The organism is Dyella koreensis (genome assembly GCF_044904565.1).
Taxonomy (GTDB): Bacteria; Pseudomonadota; Gammaproteobacteria; order Xanthomonadales; family Rhodanobacteraceae; genus Dyella_D; species Dyella_D koreensis.
Map to the genome: position 1 here is coordinate 1 of NZ_JADIKD010000009.1, position 20,653 is coordinate 20,653.

The window sequence follows — 20,653 nt, forward strand, 5'->3', positions numbered from 1 at the left end:
CCCACACAAGTCACCTGCGCACACTGTCAAAGATCAATCACTTGCGACCGTTTCTTCCGATCGCCCCGAGACGTTTCGTCCCGGGTGAGCCGCCCATTCTACATCGTCTTTCTAGTCCGTCAACACCCGATACGAAAAATTTTTCAACGCGTCGGTGGCTGTGGAACCTTCAACGGAGGGCGTCTCGTCGAAGGGGCGAGAATCATAGCGCCCATCCTGGAACCTGGGAAGGGGTTCCACTCAATTTTTTTCAGCGCGATGACACTCGGTGCGGACGCTACACTCGCGCCACCCATCACTGATGAGAGCCGATAAGCAATGAAACGCCTGCTAGCGCCGTTGTTGTTCGCCATCGCCGGATGCGCCGCTGCCGCTCCGAATGCCTCCGCACCCGCCGTGACGTTACACGGCCAGCGCTTTTCTACGGAATTCGCCACTACTGACGCCGCGCGAGCGCACGGCCTGATGATGCGCACGGCGCTGGCCGCCGATCACAGCATGCTGTTCGTCTTTCCAGACAGCGACCAGCGCTACTTCTGGATGAAGAACACGCTCATCCCGCTGGACATCCTTTACTTCGATGCCAGCCGCAAAATGGTCTCGATGCAGCTCGACGTACCACCCTGCAAGGGCGATCCCTGCCCGGCTTATCCCAGCGATGCGCCCGCGCGTTATGTCCTGGAGCTGCCCGCCGGCACGGCGAGGCGCATTGGCGCGTCGATCGGCGATGAATTGACGGTGGAGGGCGCCGTCGGCACGGTGCAGTGAGCGGCCGCTGCGGCCAGGTCATGTGCGCAAGGCACGCCGACGCGATAGGGAATCAGCGAATCGGGATGCAGGCTGGCCAAAGCATCCCAGTCGTCTTCGAACGGTATGAATTGCTGCATGTGATGACTCCCTGCTTGCTGCGCCCCTCCTTCAGGGGGCGCAGGAGCATCACAACACGCGGCTCGGTCAAGGAAATGGCAAATTCGGGCCGCTTAGGGACGAACTCGGGAGAAAATCAGTCGATCTCGACCATCTCGAAGTCGTCCTTGGTCGCGCCGCAATCGGGGCACGTCCAGGTATCCGGCACATCCGCCCAACGAGTACCCGGATCGATGCCCTCTTCGGGCAACCCTTCGGCCTCGTCATAGATAAAGCCGCAGACCACGCACATCCATTTACGCAAGTTGCCGGTTTCGGTGGAGCTCTGACTCATCGGTGCGCTGCTTGATAAAGGGAACAAGAGTCGCATTCTCGCAACTCCATAGGCCGTGCGGAAGCGTACGGCGGCAACAGACCACAGCTTATGCACCCGAAACTTCAACATCGCGGCCTGTATGTCATCACCGACGGGCCGCGCGATGACCTTCTGACCGCGGTAGCGCAGGCACTCGCCGGAGGCGCTCGCCTGGTGCAATACCGGGACAAGACCACCAACGGGGATCGACGCCGCACAGAGGCGGCCGCACTCCGACAGCTTTGCGCCAGCCACGCTGCGCCGCTGATCATCAATGATGACGTCGCCCTGGCCGCCGCAGTGGGTGCAGATGGCGTACATCTTGGCGAAACCGATGCCGATCTGGCCGCCGCGCGCGTGGCGCTCGGCCCCGGCGCCATCATCGGCGTCTCCTGCTACGACTCGCTGGAACGCGCCCGCGCACTTGCTTCGGCCGGTGCGGACTACATCGCGTTCGGCGCCTTCTTCCCTTCTCCCACCAAACCTCACGCGCGCCGCGCCCCACCGGATTTGCTGCGGCAGAGCGCCGCGCTGGGTGTGCCGCGAGTGGCGATCGGCGGCATCACGCCGGACAATGGCACATCTCTGGTCGAAGCAGGCGCCGATTACCTTGCCGTGATCTCCGCCGTATTTGGCGCTGGCGACATACGCGCAGCCGCTCAACGCTTCACCGACCTCTATACCTCGACCTCCGGAATTGCCCCATGACCACCAACCACGAACTCTTCGAGCGCGCCAAACAGCTGATGCCGGGCGGCGTGAATTCGCCCGTGCGCGCGTTCAAGTCGGTCGGCGGCGAACCGTTCTTCACCGCTCGCGCGGACGGTGCCTATCTGTGGGACGTGGAAAGCAAGCGTTATATCGACTACGTGGGCTCGTGGGGCCCGATGATCGTCGGCCACAACCACCCGCATGTGCGCGAAGCTGTCGAGCGCGCAGTGAAGAACGGCCTTTCCTACGGCACGCCTTGCCCAGCCGAAATCACCATGGCGGAAACCATTACCCGCCTGGTGCCGTCAATCGACATGGTGCGCATGGTGAACTCGGGCACCGAGGCCACCATGTCGGCGATTCGCCTCGCCCGCGGCGCCACGGGCCGCAGCAAGATCGTGAAGTTCGAAGGCTGCTACCACGGCCATGGCGACAGTTTTCTGGTGAAAGCCGGCTCCGGCGCACTGACTTTCGGTGTGCCGACCTCGCCAGGCGTACCGAAGGCGAACGCCGATCTCACGCTCACCCTGGCCTATAACGATCTCGACGCCGCCAAAGCACTGTTTGCCGAGCACGGCGACGACATCGCCGGCCTGATCATCGAACCGGTCGCCGGCAACATGAACTGCATTCCGCCGAAGGAAGGCTATCTGCAAGGCCTGCGCGACCTTTGCACGCGCCACGGCGCGCTGCTGATCTTCGACGAAGTGATGACGGGTTTCCGCGTCGCACTGGGCGGCGCGCAGGCGCATTACGGCATCACGCCCGACCTGAGCACCTTCGGCAAGATCATCGGCGGCGGCATGCCGGTGGGCGCGTATGGCGGACGCCGCGACCTGATGGAACAGATCGCTCCGGCCGGCCCGATCTACCAGGCTGGCACGCTGAGCGGCAATCCGGTGGCGATGGCGGCCGGCCTGGCCATGCTGGAACTGATCCAGGCACCGGGCTTCTACGACACACTGGCCTCACGCACGCGCCTGCTCACCGATGGCCTGCAAGCCGTGGCCGATGGGGAAGGCGTGGCTTTCAGCACCAATCGGGTCGGCGGCATGTTCGGTCTGTTCTTCACCCGCGAGAAGGTCGAGAGCTACGCCCAGGCCACCGCTGCGGATACCGACATGTTCAACCGCTTCTTCCACGGCATGCTGGAGCGCGGCGTATATCTGGCGCCATCGGCGTTCGAAGCCGGCTTCCTGTCCAGCGCACACAGTGACGAAGACCTCGCCGCCACACTGGAAGCGGCCCGCCAGACCCTTCGCGCGATCCGCGCCGGATAAGCCCGTCCGATGAAACCGGCGCTGCGCTGCGTACTGTTCGATCTCGACGGCGTGCTGGCCGATTACGACAAACAGATCCGGGTTGAACACCTAGCGCACGCCATCGGCTGCACTGCGGAAGCAGTGCATGCCGCTATCTATAAGTCCGGCATCGAAGAAGCCGGCGACAACGGCGCCCTGGACACCGCCGGCTACCTGCATGCCCTCAGCACTCATCTGGCACATCCGGTGGAAGCGGCGGACTGGGTAGCGGCACGACGGGCTGCAACTACGATCCGCCCCGAAGTACTCGATATCGCACACGCCGTAGCCAGGCGCCTGCCCGTCGCCCTGTTGACCAACAACGGGCAACTGATGGCGGACACGCTGCCGCAGATCGTGCCGGCACTGTTTCCCCTGTTTGCCGGCCGCGCCTTCGCCGCCGCGCAGTTCGGCGCCGCCAAGCCTGATGCCGCTGCCTACCTAGGCTGCCTTGAGGCCCTGGGCACGACACCCGCTGCTACTTTCTTCATTGACGACAGCGCCGCCAACGTGGAAGGCGCTCGGCGGGTGGGACTGCATGCCCATCACTACCAAACATTAGAAGGCATGAAGCAGGCACTCGCCGCATTTGACCTGCCCTGAATCTTCGCCCGGCCAAGCTATGCTGCCGGCCAGCATCGGCAGAGGCGACAACGCCAACCATGCCCACGCATCCGCAGGAGCGCCGCATGAGCAGAACGCCACACAGCACCATGACGCTGCCCTTCCGCCCCGCGACGGGAGCGCCCTGGCGAGCACGCTGGTTCCACATCATTTTCGGCCACGACGATGCCCCCGGCCGTCTGTTCGACGTGGTGCTGATCATCGCGATCCTGTCGAGCATCCTGGTGACGGTGCTCGACTCGGTATCCGATCTGCACGACCGCATGTCCCGTCTGTTCTACGTACTGGAATGGGTATTCACCCTTGCCTTCACCGCCGAGTATCTGATGCGCATCACGGTGGTGAACAAGCCGCGCGCCTACATGCGCAGCTTTTTCGGCATCGTCGATCTGCTCGCCGTACTGCCGACCTACCTGAGCCTGTTCCTGGTCGGCAGCCAGTACCTGCTGGTGGTGCGCGCGCTGCGCATCCTGCGCATCCTGCGCATCCTCAAGATGACGCGCTATGTCGATGAGTCCAACCTGCTGTGGTCCACCCTGGTACGCAGCCGGCACAAGATCCTGATCTTCGTCAGCACCATTCTCACCCTGGTACTGATCTTCGGCGCGCTGATGTACCTGATCGAAGGCCCCGGCAACGGCTTCAGCAGCATTCCAAAATCGATGTACTGGGCCATCGTGACCATGACCACGGTGGGTTTCGGCGACATCACGCCGCACACCATGCTGGGCCAGATACTGACCTCGGTGATCATGCTGGTCGGCTACAGCATCATCGCGGTGCCGACCGGCATCTTCGCCGCCGAACTTGCCGCCGGCATGCGCGAAGCACGGCGGCGCATCCGATGTGCTTCCTGCCGGCTGGACGACCATGAAGCCGACGCGCACTTCTGCCGCCGCTGCGGCACCGCGCTTGAGCACGGTGCCGACTAACCAGGCTTACTTTTCGCGCGGAAAGTCCTGCAGCGCGGCGCGCAGGCGCGCCAGGCCCTCCGCGATATCTTCGTCGGTGATGCTGAGCGGCGGCACGAAACGCAGCACATCCGGACCGGCCTGCAACAACAGCAGGCCATGCGCAGCCGCGTAATCGAGCACTTCGCCTGCGCGGCCTTTGTAGGCATCGCTCAGCACCGCACCCAGCATCAGACCACGGCCACGCACTTCGGCAAACAAACCAAGCTCGGCATTGATCGCCGCCAGGCCATCGCGCAGCGCCTGCGATTGCTTCTTGACGTTCGCCATCAACGCCGCCGAAGACAGCTTGCGCAGCGCCACGCGCGCCACCGCGGCACCCATCGGATTGCCGCCGAAGGTGGTGCCGTGCGCGCCGTACTGCATCACCTCGGCCACCTTGGGACCAGCCAGCATCGCACCGATCGGGAAGCCGCAACCCAGTGCCTTCGCCAGCGTCACGATGTCCGGCGTCACGCCGTCCTGCACGTGCGCAAACAAGGTGCCGGTACGGCCCATGCCGCACTGAATCTCATCCAGCACCAGCAAAGCGTCGTACTGATCACAAAGCTCGCGCACGCGCTGGATAAAGCCCGGCGCCGCCGGCAGCACGCCGCCCTCGCCCTGCACCGGCTCCAGCATCACTGCCGCCACGTCGCCATGCGCAAAGGCCGCTTCGAGCGCCGGCACATCGTTGAAATCGAGATAACGGAAACCACCGGGCAGCGGCTCGTAGTTTTCCTGGTACTTCGGCTGCGCCGTCGCCGTAACCGCCGCAAGCGTGCGCCCATGGAACGAACCACGGAACGTCACGATCACCCGCTGCTCCGGCGGACGCCCCTTGGAAGCGGCCCACTTGCGCACCAGCTTGATCGCCGCCTCGTTCGCCTCGGTGCCCGAGTTGCACAGGAACACACGTTCGGCGAAACCGGAGGCCGTCACCAGCTCCTCGGCCAGCCGCAGCGGCGGCTCGGTATAGAACACATTGCTGCTGTGCCAGAGCTTCTGTGCCTGCGCGGTCAACGCTTCGACCAGATCCGGGTCCTGATGACCCAGCGCGTTCACCGCGATGCCCGCACTGAGATCCACATATTCGCGCCCTTCCGTGTCCCACACCCGCGCGCCTCGGCCATGATCCAGCACGACCTCGCGCGGTCGGTACACCGGCAGCCAGTAGCGCTTGCCGAGATCGATCAGGGAGGAAGGCTTCGAATCCTGCGGGTGCATGAAAGACTCCTGGCATGGCCGTTCGGCAACGCCATCAAAGGGATCGGGGGAATGGGCCGCGCCAGCGGCGTGTGTGCTCGCCGCGCGGTACATGCATCGTAGAACCTGCGCCCCGCCTTTTCCATGCGCGACCGTTGTTCATTCCTGCGGTGCACTGTATCGCCATGTTTACAGCCCCCACATGCAGGGGAAAAGCCCGCTGCCATCGGCATCCACGCAAAACGGCCCGCCAGCCCCCGGCACAGCGGTGTAACACCGGGCCGCCAGACCACATCAGCAACTCGTTGAAATTCCTGCCATCGCGATGTGGGAAGCCACTGGCATGGCGCTTGCTCGTATATCCGTGAAACAAGCTTTGCGCCGTCGCAAGATGGCCATCTGGGCGGTAACCCGGCAACCCCTGTGGCCGGGCACCAACGGAGGCCCCGGCCGCCCCCTGTAGGCCGGGGCCCTCCGACTTTTTTTGCGACCATCCATGGCGGCAGGCCGTCGCTGCGCGACGTCAAAAATTACTCCAGGCAATTTTTTGTCCCGGAGGACGACGATCGCCTAACGCAGATCGTCCAGCGCCAGCCGGTGCTTCTTGCACAGGCGGTAGATAGTGACCCGCGACACCTTCAGGCGGCGGGCGCACTCGCTGATATTGAAGCGGCATTCGCGCAGGCAGTTGATCACCGCGTCGCGCTCGGCAGCCACCCGCGCGCTGCCAAGACTGGTGCGCGCTTCCAGCATATGAGGCACATCGGCGAGATCCAGATCGTCCGCCGTGATCAACGCATCCTCGGCAACCACCGCCGCGCGCTGCACGCGGTTGAGCAATTCGCGCACGTTGCCCGGCCAGGCGAAATGGCGCATGGCTTGCCGCGCCGCGCTGCTGAAGGCACGCGCATGCGTCGAGTGCTGTTCACGGAAAGCATCCAGAAAGTGCTGCGCCAGCAGCACCACATCGTCCTCGCGTTCGCGCAAGGCGGGCATATGCAGACGCAATACATTGAGGCGGTAATACAGGTCTTCGCGAAAGCGCCCCTGCTCCACCGCCTTCTCCAGATCGACATGCGTCGCCGCCAGTACCCGTACGTCGAGCTTGATCGACTGGCTGCTGCCGACACGCTCCAGCGTGCCTTCCTGCAGAAAGCGCAGCAGGCTGGTCTGCGCGTCCATCGGAAGGTCGCCGACCTCGTCCAGAAAGACCGTGCCGCCCGCGGCGGTTTCGAAATGGCCGATACGTCGTGCATTGGCGCCAGTGAAAGCACCGCGCTCATGACCGAACAGTTCCGACTGCACCAGGTTCGGCGGCAATGCACCGCAATTGATCGCCGCGAAGGGACGCTCGCTGCGCATGGAAAGACCATGCAGCGCACGCGCTGCCACTTCCTTGCCCGTACCGGTTTCACCGGTGATCAGAACCGGCAATTCCACCGGCGCGTATTTGCGCACACTGGCGGTCACCGCGCGCGTCGCCTGACTGTGGCCGGTAATGCCGACATCGCCGGGCTCCAGCGCTGGCACTTCGCCACCGAGCTGCGCCAGCGAATCGAGCAGGCGTTGCAGATCCACCGGCGCAGTAAAGAAATCCGCACTGGCTTGCAGAATCCGATTGACCGAGGGTTCCTGCGCCGGCATGTCCGGCGCGATCAGTGACAACCATGGGAGGCCAGGGTGATCGGCCATCATGCGCTCCATCGCCGCGATGCTCGCCGCATCGCCTTGGCGCAGATCCGCCAGTGCCACCACCGTGTTGCCGTTGCGCATGCCCACGCCGCCATGGCCACCGGCTTCAGCCACGCGGATGAACCAACCCGCCTTCGTCAAGCGTGCGCGTTCGTTCCCTGCCGGCTGACCAAACCAGACGATGCAACGCCTGGTGTCCCCCTTCGTCACAGCCATCGAGCCCTCCCCACCTGCTCTCAGGTTTTTGGACGGTTTAGGCGCAGGCATCCAACTGCACCGGGCGGTCACTTCCGCAGGCGGCCACCCCCTTGGCTGCTACAGAATGGTGATATGCATCACACAATATACATCCGCGCCAATGACAGGCACCCGACAAATGGGTGGGTCGACTCGGCCAGAAGTTCGAGGCCAGAAGTCGGGAAAACAGCTCGAAACACCGTAAAAACATGCGCCGGCCGCCACCACGGCGGCGGCCGGCGGCACTCACCACACGCCGGTGTTGGGCATCGACGCCCACGGCTCCTGCGGCGGCAGATGACCGTCCTGCAATAGCTCGATCGAAATCAGATCGGGAGAACGCACGAAAGCCATATGGCCGTCACGCGGCGGCCGATTGATGGTGTAACCCATCGACTGCAGATGCGCACAGGTGGCGTAGATATCCTTCACCTGGAACGCCAGATGGCCGAAGTTGCGCGCGCTGCCGTAATCCTCTTCCGAACCCCAGTTATAGGTCAGCTCGACCTCGGCCTCCGGCGACTCCGGCGCGGCCAGATAGATCAACGTGAACTTGCCGGCCTCGCTTTCCATGCGGCGCGTTTCCTTCAGGCCAAGTCCTTCGCAGAAGAAACGGAGACTGGCGTCGACGTCGCGGACGCGGACCATGCTATGCAGGTATTTCATGACTTCCTCTCTCGGTGAAACGGCACGCGCTCAAAGCCGCACGTGCCTTTGAATCAAAGTGGCCAACCGATCCAGCGTGGCGCGATCCGCCAGCTCCGGCACACCATGGGGATAGACGCGAAACAACCCGTCGCCCTCCAGTCGTGGCTGCACATGCAAGTGCACATGCGGCACCTCTTGTCCGCCGGCCTCGCCGTTGGACTGCCACAGGTTGAGTCCCGGCGGATCAAAGCTGGCATACAACGCCTTGGCGACCTGCGTCGCCAACGCCATCAGCTCGCCGGCCAGCGCCGGCTCCAACGCGGTAATGTTTTCCACGTGCTCCCGCGGCACCACCAGCACGTGGCCCGGCACAGCCTGTCGCAAATCCAGAAACGCAACGGCCGATGCGGTCTGCGCCACCACGCTGGCTTCCAGATGCCCTGCGACGATGGCGCAGAACGGACAATCCATCGCACTCATCCCAGAAACAGATCAGGCAGCAACGACTGCGACGCATCGACTGCATAGGGTGCGAAATCGCTGACGCCTGCCTCGCGCAACACCTCCTCGTCGATCAGGAAATGGCCCGAGAAACCGGCCGCCTGACGCGTCAGCACCGCATGCGCGGCATCCGCGACGATCTCCGGCTTGCGGCAACGCTCGAGCGCCACGCCTGGAATCATGTTCAAGGCATCCGTCGCAATGATCGTGCGCGGCCACAGCGCATTCACCGCCACACCCTTCGGACCGAACTCGCCGGCCAATCCAAGCGTGACAAAGCTCATGCCCATCTTCGCCAGCGTGTAGCCGGTATGCGGTGCCCACCATTTCGGATCGAGCGAAGGCGGCGGCGCCAAGGTCAGAATGTGCGGATTGGCCGACTTGAGCAGATGCGGCAGGCAGGCCTGTGCGCAGAGAAAGCTGCCACGCGCATTCACCTGCTGCATCAGGTCGAAGCGCTTCATCGGCGTATCCAGTGCACCGGCCAACCAGATCGCGCTGGCGTTGTTCACCAGGATATCGACACCGCCAAAGGCCTCCACTGTCGCGGCCACGGCGGCCTTCACCTCATCCTCTTCGCGGATATCGCACTTCAGCGCCAGCGCCTTGCCGCCAGCTGCTTCCACCTCCGCCGCCGCCGTGTGGATGGTGCCGGGCAACCTCGGATTGGGCACACTGCTCTTGGCCGCGATCGCAATGTTGGCGCCGTCGCGCGCCGCACGTAGCGCAATCGCCAGGCCGATGCCACGCGACGCACCAGTGATGAACAAGGTCTTGCCGCTCAAGCTGCCCATGGCTATTGGCCTTCTGCCGAAAACCCACAGTGTAGGAGCGCACCCTGTGCGCGACAAACCGGCAGAACGGACAGCGCACTCGCGCAGAGAGAGCGCTTCTGCCTCAGCCCTTCTGGAAGCGCGGAAGAATGTCGCGCAACTCGGCCAGGCGACGCACGGGATCCGTCAGTTCCAGCATGCGCTGTTGCTCCTCCGTCTGCAGCGGCAGCAATTCGGCGAGCCGGAAGCCTAGCCAGGTGGCATCGTCGTAATCGCTGCGCGACGCATGGCGCCATTGCGGCGCCATGTTTTCGATCAGCCGCTCCAGAATGGTTTGCAACAACGCGAACTCGACTGGAACGGCTTGCGTAGCTTCTTCAGGCCACAACTCCACCTCGCCGGTCACCAGGCCGTCCGAGCGCACGCGGGTCCGCGTCACGCGAAAGCGCCCACCACCTTCGGCCACGATGCCGAGCAGACCATCCTCGCGATTGCTGAAGTCGGTGATCCGCGCCAGCGTACCTACTGCGGCCGGCACCGCGGGCGCACCAACCTCCTGGCCCTGCAGGATCAGGCAGACACCGAAACTACTGCCAGTGCGTGCGCAATCGCGCACCATGTCCAGATAGCGACGCTCGAAAATGCGCAGCTGCAACTGTCCCCGCGGATAAAGCACGGTGGCGAGCGGGAATAGCGGCAATGCGGAACGCGGGGGCTGGGCAGCCATGTCCGCCAGTGTAGCCAAGCCGTCCCGCGCAGGCACCCGGCGGGTGACAGGCATCACTGGACTGCCCGCCTCGTCCGCCGCACATTGTCGCAACGATCCAGGGAGTCATGAAGGCAACGCTGATGAAGTATCGCGATCGTCATGATGCCTGGAAGGCTCGCAGGCTGCGCCGCGTGGCGCAGGGAAGACTGGCCGTCTTGGCAAGCCGCGCGGCGCAGCCTGCGAGCCTTCCAGACATCACCCCGACCTTTGAAATGTCATACGTGGGGCCCGCCCTGTCTGTCCGCATGCCTTCGGCCCGCCGTCTCGACAGACCCCCCGTCTGCCTTCGCCGACGGTCCTGCGGCCTGCGAACAGACAGGGCGGGTGACGATCGCGATACTTCATCAGCGTTGCCTTAAGGATGTCCATGTCCGCCGATCTGCCGATCACGCTCGTCGATCCTGTCAGCCTGCCGGGAACGCACGCTGGCCCCGTGCTGCGCGTGGAAGCCCTACGCAAATCCTTCGGCAAGCGCGAGGTGTTGCAGTCGCTCGACTGGAGCGTGCCCGCCGGGCGCGTCATCGGGCTGCTGGGCCGCAACGGTGCCGGCAAGACCACCCTGCTGCGCTGCCTGCTCGGCCTCTCACCCATCGATAGCGGGCGGGTCGAACTGTTGGGCGAGCCGATGCTGGAACCCGGTGGCGAGCGCATGCACCGGATCGGCTTCGTGCCGCAGACCTTTGATCTGTTTCCGTGGATGAAGGTACGCGCCTATCTGGATTTCACCGCGGCGTTCTATGACCGCTGGGATCACGCCCTGGTCGCACGCCTGCTCGACAGCTGGCAACTCGATCCGAAGCAGAAGATCGGTCAGCTGTCGCAAGGCCAGCGCCAGAAGCTGGCGATCGTGCGCGCCATCGCACCGCAACCCGACCTGCTCGTGCTGGACGAACCCGTAGCCAGCCTGGACCCGCAGGCGCGCCGCGCCTTCATGGCCGAACTGCTCGACCTCATGCGCCGCCCCGGCAAAACGGTGATCTTTTCTACCCACATCACCGCCGACCTGGAACGCGCGGGTGCTGACATCGCGCTGCTGCGCGACGGCCGCATCCAGTTCACGCGGCCGCTGGCAGAACTGCGCGAGCGCTTCCTGCGCGCCGTGCTCAGCCGCGCGGAAGGTTGGACCAACACGCCCGCCATCGCCGGCCTGCTCAAAGCCAGCGCAAGCGGCACCGACCTCCAGCTGCTGCTCGAAGATCCGGATGCCAACGAACTGCACGCACTGGCCGCCAGTCTCGGCGCCAGTCTGCGCATCGAAACACCGTCGCTGGAAGATCTGTTCGTGGAGCTCGCATGAGAGCCGTGTGGCAACTGTGGCTGCAGTTGTGGAAGCGCATGCCCATCCTGGTCGTGCTCGCCATCCTGATGTGGCTCGGCGGCCTGACCTTGATGGCACTGGATACGCGCCGCAGCGAGGCAAACGTGTTCCTCGGTGCAGGCCTCTCAGCATTCGCCTCCTGGTTCTGGCATATCGGCCAGGGACAGGTTTTGCGCGGATTGTGCAGGCCAGAGAGTTTTCTATTGCCCGACTTTCGCCGGCGGCTTGCCTGGCTCGGCGCGATCAGCGTGTTGCAATGGGTGATCGTGCCTGCCTTGCTGGCCGCGCTGTTTGTTCCCTCGCATGGCGTTCTGATCGCCGCCGCGCTGCTGTTCGTCGCAGCCATGGGTCTGGCCACCGGCTGCGGCCGTCGCGTGGGCTTGCTGATCTGGGTGGTTTTCATCGCGGCGGGCTGGATGCCTCAACTCGCAGGACAGATCATAAAGGCCGCACTGATCTCGCCGTGGACAGCGCCACTGCTGATCCTTGCCACCGTGCTGCTATTGCGCATGACCCTGCTCCCGCTGCTGCACATCGACGATCGCGACGTGGAGCCGTCACCGCTGGAAAACGCAAACCTCGGCCGCACCGCCACCGTCGACGGGACACCGCAGCCGCGCGGCGCCATCGGCAAGCGCATCGCCGGGTTGTTCGACTATGTCGCGCAACATGCCATGGAGCTCGCCTTGCGGCGTTACCGAGAGCGCCCGACCGCACCTCATAAGCTCATGCTGGTCCGCCGTCTGCTATTGCCGCACGACAATCCGCAAGCCATCGCACTGCGACTGCTGCTGGTCGCCGGCATGGTCGCGATCTATTTCTTCGTGATCATGCATCGCCAGCATTTCAACGCCGCCGTGGTGGGCGCCTACGCCATCCTGCTCACCATGACCCGCTTTCCGCAGCTTGGACGCGGCATGTTGCGCATGCGCCCCAACCTCGCCGACCTCTATCTCACCCTGGCACCCACGACGCATGCCGAGTACCAGAAGATGCTGGTCGACGCGCTGCTGATCCTGGTGCCGATCAGCGTACTCACCGCGCTGGCTTACACCCTGCTCGGCAGTGTGCTGGTGCATGCCGCGGAGCCTGGGCGGATGCTGTTGACCGCCGCCATCGTCGCCTCTTCCGCCAGCCTGGTCGCGCTGGCGGTACATCTGATCGGCCCCGAGGGCAGCTTCGGTCGCGCCGCCGTCAATCTGGTGCTGCTGCTGGGCTCGATGGCGATGTATTGGGGAGGCTACTGGCTGATCGGCACCGTCGGTTATGCGATCGGCGGCATCACGCTGGCGGTGGTGACCATCAGCTTCGGTGGCGGCGTCTGGTATGCGGCGCAACGCGAGTACCAGCGACGCGCACCCTGCTTCGACGCACCGTTGATTTAAACGCGCAAGGCTTCCACGAAACGGCGCGGGGCGCCTTCAAAGCCACCGTTCGACATGAACACCACATGGTCGCCTACTTGCGTCTGCTCGCGCAGCGAGCCGATCAAGGCATCCACCGTCGGTGCCGTAGCACCGCGTCCGTCGAGTGCGTCAGTGACGCGCTTCGCATCCCACGGCAATTCGGGGCGATGCAGGAACACCACTGCATCCGCATCCACCAGCGACGGCGCCAGCCCATCCGCATGCGCACCCAGGCGCATGGAATTGGAGCGCGGCTCCAAAGCCACCAGGATGCGTGCCTTGCCCACCTTGGCGCGCAGACCGGCGAGTGTGGTGGCGATCGCCGTCGGGTGATGCGCGAAATCGTCGTACACGCGCACACCGTCCACTTCGCCGACCAGCTCCATGCGGCGCTTGACGCTTTCGAAGCTGCCAAAGGCGGCCAGCAACGAGTGCGGATCAGCGCCCGCCGCCGTCGCCGCAGCCAGCGCGGCCAAAGCATTCATCACGCTGTGGTTGCCCAGCAGCGGCCAGTGCACTTCGCCGATCAGTTCACCCTTGCGATGCACGCGGAAAGCCGAACCGTCCGCCTCGATCAGCGTGGCCTGCCAGTCACCCTTGCCGATGCCGAAAGTTTCCACCGGCGTCCAGCAGCCCATCGCCAGCACCTCGGCGAGATAGGCGTCATGCGCATTGACGATCAGTCGCCCATTGCCCGGCACGGTGCGCACCAGATGATGGAACTGGCGCTGGATCGCGGCCACGTCGGGAAAAATATCCGCGTGGTCGTATTCGAGATTGTTGAGAATCGCGATGCGCGGCCGGTAGTGCACGAACTTGGAGCGCTTGTCGAAGAATGCGCTGTCGTACTCGTCCGCCTCGATCACGAAATGACGGCCCTTGCCCAACCGCGCCGAGATGCCGAAATTGCCCGGCACACCGCCGACCAGGAAGCCCGGCGCCAGTCCGGCGCTTTCCAGCAGATGCGCCAGCAGGCTGGTGGTGGTGGTCTTGCCGTGCGTGCCAGCGACGGCCAGCACTTCGCGACCGGCCAGCAAGGTCTCGCCCAGCCACTGCGGACCCGATACGTAGCGCAGCTGCTCGTCGAGCATGTATTCGACGGCGGGATTGCCGCGCACCATGGCGTTGCCGACCACGATCAGATCAGGCTTGTCGTGTCCGGGCGAAGCCTGCAGGTATTCCGCCTTGTAGCCCTGCATCAGTCCGATGCCCAGCGCTTCGAGCTGATCGCTCATCGGCGGATAGACGTTGGCGTCGGAGCCTTCCACCGGCAGCCCGAGTTCGCGCGCCAGCGCGGCGACGCCGCCCATGAAGGTGCCGCAGATGCCGAGGATATGCAGACGCATGGAAAACCTGTTTCAGCTTTACGCGGCGGGCGCCGCCCAGAAAGAACGGGCCGCTGAAGAGCGGCCCGTGGAGATCAGCCGCTGACGGCGGCCGATTCGTGTTTGAGCGCCTGCTTGATGCGGGCGGTGACTTCGTCCAGCTCGCCCACGCCATTCACCACCTGCAGCTTGCCGCGCTTCTCGAAGAAGTCGGCCACCGGGGCGGTCTGCTCGGCGTAAACCCTCAGGCGGTCGCGCACCACGGCCGGATCGTCGTCCTTGCGATGCTCCTTCTCGAAGCGGATCTCGCAACGGGCGATGATGTCTTCGTTCGGCACATCCAGCTTCACCACGGCATCCAGCGGCTGCTTGATCTTCGCAAGCAGGCCGTCGAGCGCGCTGGCCTGGGCCAAGTTGCGCGGATAGCCATCGAGGATGAAGCCGTTCTTGACGTCGTCCTGGGCCAGGCGCTCTTCCAGCATGGCCAGCAGGATGTCATCGGAAACCAGATTACCCGCATCCATCACGGCTTTCGCCTTGATGCCCGTCGGCGTACCGGCGGCTACGGCCGCGCGCAGCATGTCACCGGTCGAGATGTGCGGCACACCAAGGGCGTTCTTCAGGATCGCCGCCTGGGTGCCTTTGCCCGAGCCGGGCGGGCCGAGTAGGACGAGTCGCATAATGCTCCACGAAATCCGCGGGCCGCCGCACGTTGCCGCGGTCGCTGGATGCAAGAAAAGAGCAACCAAAGTAGCGTCTGCGGGGGGTGCCGTCAAACCGGAAAAAGCCGTATCTGGCGCCAAGTCACTGTTGTGCAAGCAGTCTTCCCCTGTCACAAAATGTCGCACCGCATCAGCCACCACTCGGAGCACGCTCTTATGAAGCCTCAATCACGCCCCTCCGCCGGCCGCCTGCTGTATGCCCAATCGGGCGGTGTCACCGCGGTGATCAACGCTACTGCCGCCGGGGTCATCGAGGCCGCCCGCGCCAAAGGCGTGAAGGTGTATGCGGCGCGCAACGGCATTCTCGGCGCGCTGCGCGAAGAGCTGATCGACACCTCGAAGGAAACCGCCGCCGCCATCGCCGCGCTGCGCCACACGCCGGGCGGCGCCTTCGGCTCCTGCCGCTACAAGCTCAAGTCGCTGGAAGCCAACCGCGCCGAGTACGAGCGCCTGATCGAGGTGCTGCGCGCGCACGACATCCGCTGGTTCCTCTACAACGGCGGCAACGACTCGGCCGACACTGCATTGAAAATCTCGCAGCTCGGCAAGGCCATGGGCTACGACATCCGCTGCATCGGCGTGCCCAAGACGGTGGACAACGACCTCGCCGTCACCGACTGCTGCCCCGGCTTCGGCTCGGTGGCGAAGTACACCGCGGTGTCCGTGCTGGAGGCGAGCCTCGACGTCGCCTCGATGGCCGACACCTCGACCAAGGTCTTCATTCTGGAAGTGATGGGCCGCCACGCCGGCTGGATCGCCGCCGCTGCCGGCCTCGCCGGCGAAGGGGCGGACGCACCGCCGCACCTCATCCTGTTCCCCGAGCGCGTGTTCGACGAAGCCGCCTTCCTTGCCAAAGTGAAAGCCACCGTCGAGCGCGTCGGCTGGTGCACCGTGGTCGCCTCCGAAGGCATCCGCAATGCCGAAGGCCAGTTTCTCGCCGAAGCCGGCACCCGCGACGCCTTCGGCCACAGCCAGCTCGGCGGCGTGGCGCCAGTGCTCGCCGCGCTGGTGAAGGAAAAGCTTGGCTACAAGTACCACTGGGCGCTGCCAGATTACCTGCAACGCTCTGCCCGCCATCTCGCCTCGAAAACCGACGCCGACCAGGCCTACGCCGTCGGCAAGGCTGCAGTCGAATACGCGCTGGCCGGCAAGAACGCGGTGATGCCGGTGATCGTGCGCAGCAGCGATGCGCCGTATCGCTGGAAGATCGAGCCGGCGGAGCTCTCCAAGATCGCCAACCGCGAAAAGAAGATGCCCAACAACTTCCTCACCCGCGACGGCTTCGGCATCACTGCCGCCGCGCGCCGCTATCTTGCGCCGCTGATCCAGGGCGAAGCGCCCTTGCCCTATGGCAAGGACGGTTTGCCCAAATATGTGCGACTGAAGAACATCGCGGTGGAACGCAAGCTGCCTTCGTTCAAGCCGTAGCCGGCACGGCGGCGGCGCGCTCGGCCAGCATCGCATCGACCAGGCGGTCGACCGCCGCCTCGGCGCTGCGCAGGGATTCGTCCAGCGCCTCGCCGCCGTACTCGTCGTACTCCACCGCCACGGTGCGCAGATCGGTCATGCCGATATAGGCAAAGGCCGTGCGCACCGAGGCCTCGACGTGATTCATCCCCGCGATGCGGCCACCCTCGCCGTAGCCATGGTCGCCGCGTGAACTCAACAGCACCAGCGTGCGCCCTTGCCCCGCCAGCATCGGCCAATACGGCTGGCCTGCCCGCTCACGATCGAAACCGAAAGTGCGCCCGACCCGCACGATGTTGTCGATGTAGGCCTTGAACCCGCTGGGCACACCGAAGTTGTACATCGGCACACCTGCCACGATCACCTCGGCGCCGATCAACTCATCCACCAGCGCATCGCTCTCGGCCAGACGCTGATGCATCCACGGCACGCGCTGTGCGTGCGGGGTGAAGGCCGCATGGATCCACGCACCATCCACCGGCGCGGGCGGACCATAGCCAAGATCCCGATACAGGCAGGTATCGCGGGCCATCGCACGCCAGCGTTCAACGAAGCGCGCGGTGAGGCGGCGCGTATGCGAACCGAAACTGTGCAAATCCGAGCGACCGCCGCGGGCGCTGGCATCCAGGTGTAGCAACGTGGTCATAAGCATTCCCATGCATGAGTTGATTTCATGGACACATGCTGATCGCTACGATGCGAGCTGAAAAACGATCTTTTCTCAGCACATAGATCAGTACAATTCATCCATGGAATCCAGCCGCCGACGTCTGCCGCCGTTATCCGCCCTGCGCGCCTTCGAGGCGGCGGCGCGGCATCAGAGCTTCCGCCTTGCCGCCGCCGAACTGTCGGTCACCGCCACCGCGATCAGCCACCAGATCCGCCAGCTCGAAACGCTGCTGGGTGTGCCGCTGTTCGAACGACAGGTGCGCAAGGTGGTGCTGACCGCTGAAGGCCGCGCGCTTTTTCCCGCCCTGCGCGACAGTTTCGATGCCATGGCCGCCGCCGTCGCTCCGCTGCTGCAACCCAAGCGCCGACGCATGTTGACGGTGTCCGCTACACCAGCTTTCGTGGCACGCCTGTTGATCCCGCGCGTAGCGGATTTCCAGGCCCGCCACCCCGATCTCGACCTGCGCCTGCATGCCTCGACCCAGGTCGTCGACTTCGCCGCGCAGCAGATCGATGCCGCCATCCGCTATGGCAAGGGCAACTATCACGACCTGCACAGCGAACAGCTGCTGCATACCAGCTTCGCCCCCATGTGCAGCCCGCGCCTCGGCTTGCGAACACCAAAGGATCTGTCCAGGCATCCCCTGCTGCATTTCCAGTGGCAACCCACCCTGCCCGAACCACCCGACTGGCCCGCGTGGGCGCGACATGCCGGACAGGCCACCTCAGGTTTCCATCGCGGCGTCACCTTCAGCGATGAAACCCACGCCATCGATGCCGCCATCGCGGGGCAAGGCGTAGCGCTGCTGAACACCGCCCTTGTCGCGGACGACCTGGCCAACGGAACCCTGGTCACGCCGTTCGGACCCGAGCTCGATGGCTTCGATTACCACCTGGTTCGCCCGGCGCATGCACTTGGCGACCCGGCTATCGACGCATTGCGCGCCTGGCTGCGGGAGATTGTCTCGGCACAACCGGCGACTCGCGACTCGAGCACACGTAAACGGCGCAGCAAATAGGCCCACCAATCGCCGTAGTGCAATGTAGCCTCACTGCATGAAACGGCTCAGCCCAACCCGGTAGTCCGTATATTCCTGGATGGTGTTGTGATTGGCCTCGGGCACCACTTGTTGCGCCGGCGGCGTGACGAAACTGGCGGCCAAGGTGGCGGTACGCCGTGCCGCGACGAGCTGATCTTCTCCTGCTCGCAATAACAACACTGGGCAGCGAACCCGGGGAGCGTAGCGCCAGGACTCGAAGCGTTCGCGAGCCAGCCAGTCCACCGGCATCAACGGATAGAACGATTGCGCCACCCGCACCATGCTGTCGAAAGGCGTGACCAGCGCCAGCCGCTCCACCGATCGCTGCGCAGCGAGCTGGATCGCCACACCGCTGCCCAGGCTGCGCCCGATCACCGCGACACTGGTGTGCTTCGGCGAGACCTCATCGAACAGGGCCAACGCATCAGATATCAGCGCACGCTCATCCGGCTCTCCATCGCTACCGGCATAGCCGCGATACGGCAGCAGATAAATCGTGCGCTGCGGAAACCATCGCACCAACTCCTCCCTGGCATCCTCGATGCGCTCGCCGTTGCCTCCGAAGTACAGCAGAGCGCCAGGCTGTCCGGCATGCATCACCCAGCCACGCAGAGTCGCCCCTTCATTGACCAGCGTGAAATCGGGCGCATGGTGCAGGCGCCAGGTCGCTTCCGGGTGGTACAGCATGTGTCGCTGATTGAAGTAGAGCGCGGCGCAACAACCGGCATAGAACAAAAGCGCCAGCGCCGCCATTGTTGCGATCACGCGCCAGAACATGCGTCAGCGGTTTCCTTCGGGTCTTACCGCGCCCTTCCGCTCGCCATCGAGTGAAGTTGGCGACGGCACGTTACCGATCATCTCGATATGGGTCACCTTGCCCGCCTTTAGGGTGATGCGGATGGTTGGCCGATAGGCTGCCTCACGCACCGGCTCTTGGCTAGACAGAACGAGATCGCCGTTGAACCACTCGGCAAGTACCGGTGCCTTCGTGCCATCACCAAACACATCATCGAGGGTTACCTTGCGGCAGTCAGTCTTGAGCACTGCACCTTCGCCGCAAAGCCAGGACTCGATATCCAGCAGATAGAGCCGATCATCCTCCAACCGCCAATGGCCGATGTAGCCGCGGTCGCCGCCTGCTTTCACGAGAGGAGCGGACATGAAGCGCGGCCGGACTTGCTCGCCTGCATAGCGCTGCTCTAATGGCTGCGTCGCGAGGTTGTAATTCTTGCCGTGCCATTCCAATTGCTCGGGCGGCGAGACCGTGGCGTGCAGCAAGCCGAGCGGAAAGCCCAGCAGCCACCCCAAGGCCATCAGCCACTTGCCCTTGCGCATCGGCATGTCCCTCTTGATCGACTCAGCTTGCCACAAGCCCCCACGACCGCCAGTACACCTTTCGGCCAAACCTCACGCCGATCACCAACAGACCGACGATCAGCAGCACCAACAGATAGGCCAGCATGCGCCGGCTTGCGGCATGTTCGGCCGCCACGGCATCGTTGCCTGCCTGCAAGGCCTTGGCGAACAGGTTGGCGAAGTCCGCGTGCAGCGGCGCGAACGAGGGCTGCACATCCGAAGCAATCTGCAACTGGGCCAGGTCGTACTGCTCCGTGTCGAGCTGGCCAATCGCTTCGTTCATCACCTGCTCGGCGGCCTTGCGATGCGTGTCCGTCAGCGCGAGCAACTGCGCCTGCTCGCGGCCCAGGCCGCTGGCCTGCAATTCGTGCCAGCGCCGCTCAATATCCACGCGGTTCGACTGGATCAGCGTCTTCGCTTCCTCCACCGCGGAAGGCAGGCGCGTGAGACCGGCGTGTGTCAGCGCGTTGAGGCTGTCGCTGTAGTTGTTCTGGATGCGCCCCACATCAGAAACCGGACTCAGCGAGTCAGCCACCAATGCGCGCATGCGCTGGTCCGAGCGCAGCAGGGAGGCGATGGCCGCTCCGCCCACCAGCAGCACCAAGAGCAGCAGGCCAGCCAGGCGCAGGATCAGCCGGAGACGAAGCGACAGCGGGGGCAGCGGGGGCAGCGGCCGCCAAAGGCGGCGCAGATCGCGAAACGGGCGCATGCAGGAC

22 protein-coding genes are annotated in these 20,653 nt (G+C 64.4%); 9 read left to right on the plus strand and 13 right to left on the minus strand.

What is annotated here, in order from left to right:
* Nucleotides 1-318 precede the first annotated feature (318 nt).
* On the plus strand, nucleotides 319-768 hold the full coding sequence (locus ISS97_RS07445) for a DUF192 domain-containing protein (protein ID WP_379985523.1): 450 nt from the start codon (nucleotides 319-321) through the stop codon (nucleotides 766-768).
* 235 nt (nucleotides 769-1,003) lie between these two features.
* Here the strand turns inward: ISS97_RS07445 and ISS97_RS07450 are convergent, their stop codons facing one another.
* On the minus strand, nucleotides 1,004-1,201 hold the full coding sequence (locus tag ISS97_RS07450) for a rubredoxin (protein ID WP_379985522.1): 198 nt from the start codon (nucleotides 1,199-1,201) through the stop codon (nucleotides 1,004-1,006).
* Between the two features lie 90 nt (nucleotides 1,202-1,291).
* On the opposite strand from ISS97_RS07450, the gene thiE reads away from it, so the two are divergent.
* From thiE to ISS97_RS07470, 4 genes are all read left to right on the plus strand, one after another.
* Nucleotides 1,292-1,930, plus strand: coding sequence for a thiamine phosphate synthase (thiE, locus tag ISS97_RS07455; protein ID WP_379985521.1), 639 nt, complete (start codon nucleotides 1,292-1,294; stop codon nucleotides 1,928-1,930).
* Nucleotides 1,927-3,213 carry a glutamate-1-semialdehyde 2,1-aminomutase gene (gene hemL, locus ISS97_RS07460; protein ID WP_379985520.1) on the plus strand — a complete coding sequence of 429 codons (1,287 nt, stop codon included), beginning with the start codon at nucleotides 1,927-1,929 and terminating at the stop codon, nucleotides 3,211-3,213. Before thiE ends, hemL begins: the two co-directional genes overlap by 4 nt.
* A gap of 9 nt (nucleotides 3,214-3,222) precedes the next feature.
* On the plus strand, nucleotides 3,223-3,837 hold the full coding sequence (locus ISS97_RS07465; RefSeq protein ID WP_379985519.1) for an HAD-IA family hydrolase: 615 nt from the start codon (nucleotides 3,223-3,225) through the stop codon (nucleotides 3,835-3,837).
* A gap of 86 nt (nucleotides 3,838-3,923) precedes the next feature.
* Nucleotides 3,924-4,790, plus strand: a complete 867-nt coding sequence (locus tag ISS97_RS07470) for an ion transporter (RefSeq protein WP_379985518.1) — start codon at nucleotides 3,924-3,926, stop codon at nucleotides 4,788-4,790.
* Nucleotides 4,791-4,796: 6 nt separating this feature from the next.
* On the opposite strand, the gene ISS97_RS07475 is transcribed toward ISS97_RS07470, so the two are convergent.
* The 6 genes from ISS97_RS07475 to ISS97_RS07500 all read right to left on the minus strand — a co-directional run bounded on the left by ISS97_RS07475 (nucleotide 4,797) and on the right by ISS97_RS07500 (nucleotide 10,592).
* On the minus strand, nucleotides 4,797-6,035 hold the full coding sequence (locus tag ISS97_RS07475) for an acetylornithine transaminase (RefSeq protein WP_379985517.1): 1,239 nt from the start codon (nucleotides 6,033-6,035) through the stop codon (nucleotides 4,797-4,799).
* Nucleotides 6,036-6,584: 549 nt separating this feature from the next.
* On the minus strand, nucleotides 6,585-7,922 hold the full coding sequence (locus ISS97_RS07480; protein ID WP_379985516.1) for a sigma-54 dependent transcriptional regulator: 1,338 nt from the start codon (nucleotides 7,920-7,922) through the stop codon (nucleotides 6,585-6,587).
* Between the two features lie 267 nt (nucleotides 7,923-8,189).
* Nucleotides 8,190-8,609, minus strand: coding sequence for a VOC family protein (locus ISS97_RS07485; RefSeq protein ID WP_379985515.1), 420 nt, complete (start codon nucleotides 8,607-8,609; stop codon nucleotides 8,190-8,192).
* A gap of 30 nt (nucleotides 8,610-8,639) precedes the next feature.
* Nucleotides 8,640-9,062: an HIT family protein gene (locus ISS97_RS07490; protein WP_379985514.1), complete on the minus strand. Its 423-nt coding sequence runs from the start codon at nucleotides 9,060-9,062 to the stop codon at nucleotides 8,640-8,642.
* Nucleotides 9,063-9,067: 5 nt separating this feature from the next.
* Nucleotides 9,068-9,886 (minus strand): SDR family oxidoreductase, encoded by an 819-nt coding sequence (locus tag ISS97_RS07495; RefSeq protein WP_379985513.1) that lies wholly within the window; start codon nucleotides 9,884-9,886, stop codon nucleotides 9,068-9,070.
* 103 nt (nucleotides 9,887-9,989) lie between these two features.
* Nucleotides 9,990-10,592, minus strand: coding sequence for an LON peptidase substrate-binding domain-containing protein (locus ISS97_RS07500; RefSeq protein WP_379985512.1), 603 nt, complete (start codon nucleotides 10,590-10,592; stop codon nucleotides 9,990-9,992).
* Between the two features lie 409 nt (nucleotides 10,593-11,001).
* Between ISS97_RS07500 and ISS97_RS07505 the strand changes: the two genes are divergently transcribed.
* The gene (locus tag ISS97_RS07505; protein ID WP_379985511.1) at nucleotides 11,002-11,931 is read left to right on the plus strand and encodes an ABC transporter ATP-binding protein; all 930 of its coding nucleotides are present in this window, start codon (nucleotides 11,002-11,004) and stop codon (nucleotides 11,929-11,931) included.
* The gene (locus tag ISS97_RS07510; protein WP_379985510.1) at nucleotides 11,928-13,337 is read left to right on the plus strand and encodes a hypothetical protein; all 1,410 of its coding nucleotides are present in this window, start codon (nucleotides 11,928-11,930) and stop codon (nucleotides 13,335-13,337) included. Before ISS97_RS07505 ends, ISS97_RS07510 begins: the two co-directional genes overlap by 4 nt.
* On the opposite strand, the gene mpl is transcribed toward ISS97_RS07510, so the two are convergent.
* Nucleotides 13,334-14,704, minus strand: a complete 1,371-nt coding sequence (gene mpl, locus ISS97_RS07515; RefSeq protein ID WP_379985509.1) for a UDP-N-acetylmuramate:L-alanyl-gamma-D-glutamyl-meso-diaminopimelate ligase — start codon at nucleotides 14,702-14,704, stop codon at nucleotides 13,334-13,336. The two genes, ISS97_RS07510 and mpl, sit on opposite strands and share 4 nt — an antisense overlap.
* Nucleotides 14,705-14,778: 74 nt before the next feature.
* Nucleotides 14,779-15,363: an adenylate kinase gene (locus ISS97_RS07520; RefSeq protein ID WP_379985508.1), complete on the minus strand. Its 585-nt coding sequence runs from the start codon at nucleotides 15,361-15,363 to the stop codon at nucleotides 14,779-14,781.
* 198 nt (nucleotides 15,364-15,561) lie between these two features.
* On the opposite strand from ISS97_RS07520, the gene ISS97_RS07525 reads away from it, so the two are divergent.
* Nucleotides 15,562-16,833, plus strand: coding sequence for a 6-phosphofructokinase (locus ISS97_RS07525; RefSeq protein WP_379985507.1), 1,272 nt, complete (start codon nucleotides 15,562-15,564; stop codon nucleotides 16,831-16,833).
* Here the strand turns inward: ISS97_RS07525 and ISS97_RS07530 are convergent.
* On the minus strand, nucleotides 16,823-17,518 hold the full coding sequence (locus ISS97_RS07530) for an FMN-dependent NADH-azoreductase (protein ID WP_379985506.1): 696 nt from the start codon (nucleotides 17,516-17,518) through the stop codon (nucleotides 16,823-16,825). The genes ISS97_RS07525 and ISS97_RS07530 overlap by 11 nt on opposite strands.
* Nucleotides 17,519-17,621: 103 nt before the next feature.
* On the opposite strand from ISS97_RS07530, the gene gcvA reads away from it, so the two are divergent.
* Nucleotides 17,622-18,560, plus strand: coding sequence for a transcriptional regulator GcvA (gcvA, locus tag ISS97_RS07535; RefSeq protein WP_379985505.1), 939 nt, complete (start codon nucleotides 17,622-17,624; stop codon nucleotides 18,558-18,560).
* Between the two features lie 30 nt (nucleotides 18,561-18,590).
* Here the strand turns inward: gcvA and ISS97_RS07540 are convergent, their stop codons facing one another.
* From ISS97_RS07540 to ISS97_RS07550, 3 genes are read right to left on the minus strand one after another with little or no spacing between them, the layout of a single operon-like run.
* Nucleotides 18,591-19,358 carry an alpha/beta hydrolase gene (locus ISS97_RS07540; RefSeq protein ID WP_379985504.1) on the minus strand — a complete coding sequence of 256 codons (768 nt, stop codon included), beginning with the start codon at nucleotides 19,356-19,358 and terminating at the stop codon, nucleotides 18,591-18,593.
* A 3-nt stretch (nucleotides 19,359-19,361) separates the two neighbouring features.
* Nucleotides 19,362-19,916 carry a hypothetical protein gene (locus ISS97_RS07545; protein WP_379985503.1) on the minus strand — a complete coding sequence of 185 codons (555 nt, stop codon included), beginning with the start codon at nucleotides 19,914-19,916 and terminating at the stop codon, nucleotides 19,362-19,364.
* A 22-nt stretch (nucleotides 19,917-19,938) separates the two neighbouring features.
* The gene (locus ISS97_RS07550) at nucleotides 19,939-20,646 is read right to left on the minus strand and encodes a Tar ligand binding domain-containing protein (protein ID WP_379985502.1); all 708 of its coding nucleotides are present in this window, start codon (nucleotides 20,644-20,646) and stop codon (nucleotides 19,939-19,941) included.
* Between the last annotated feature and the right edge of the window lie 7 nt (nucleotides 20,647-20,653).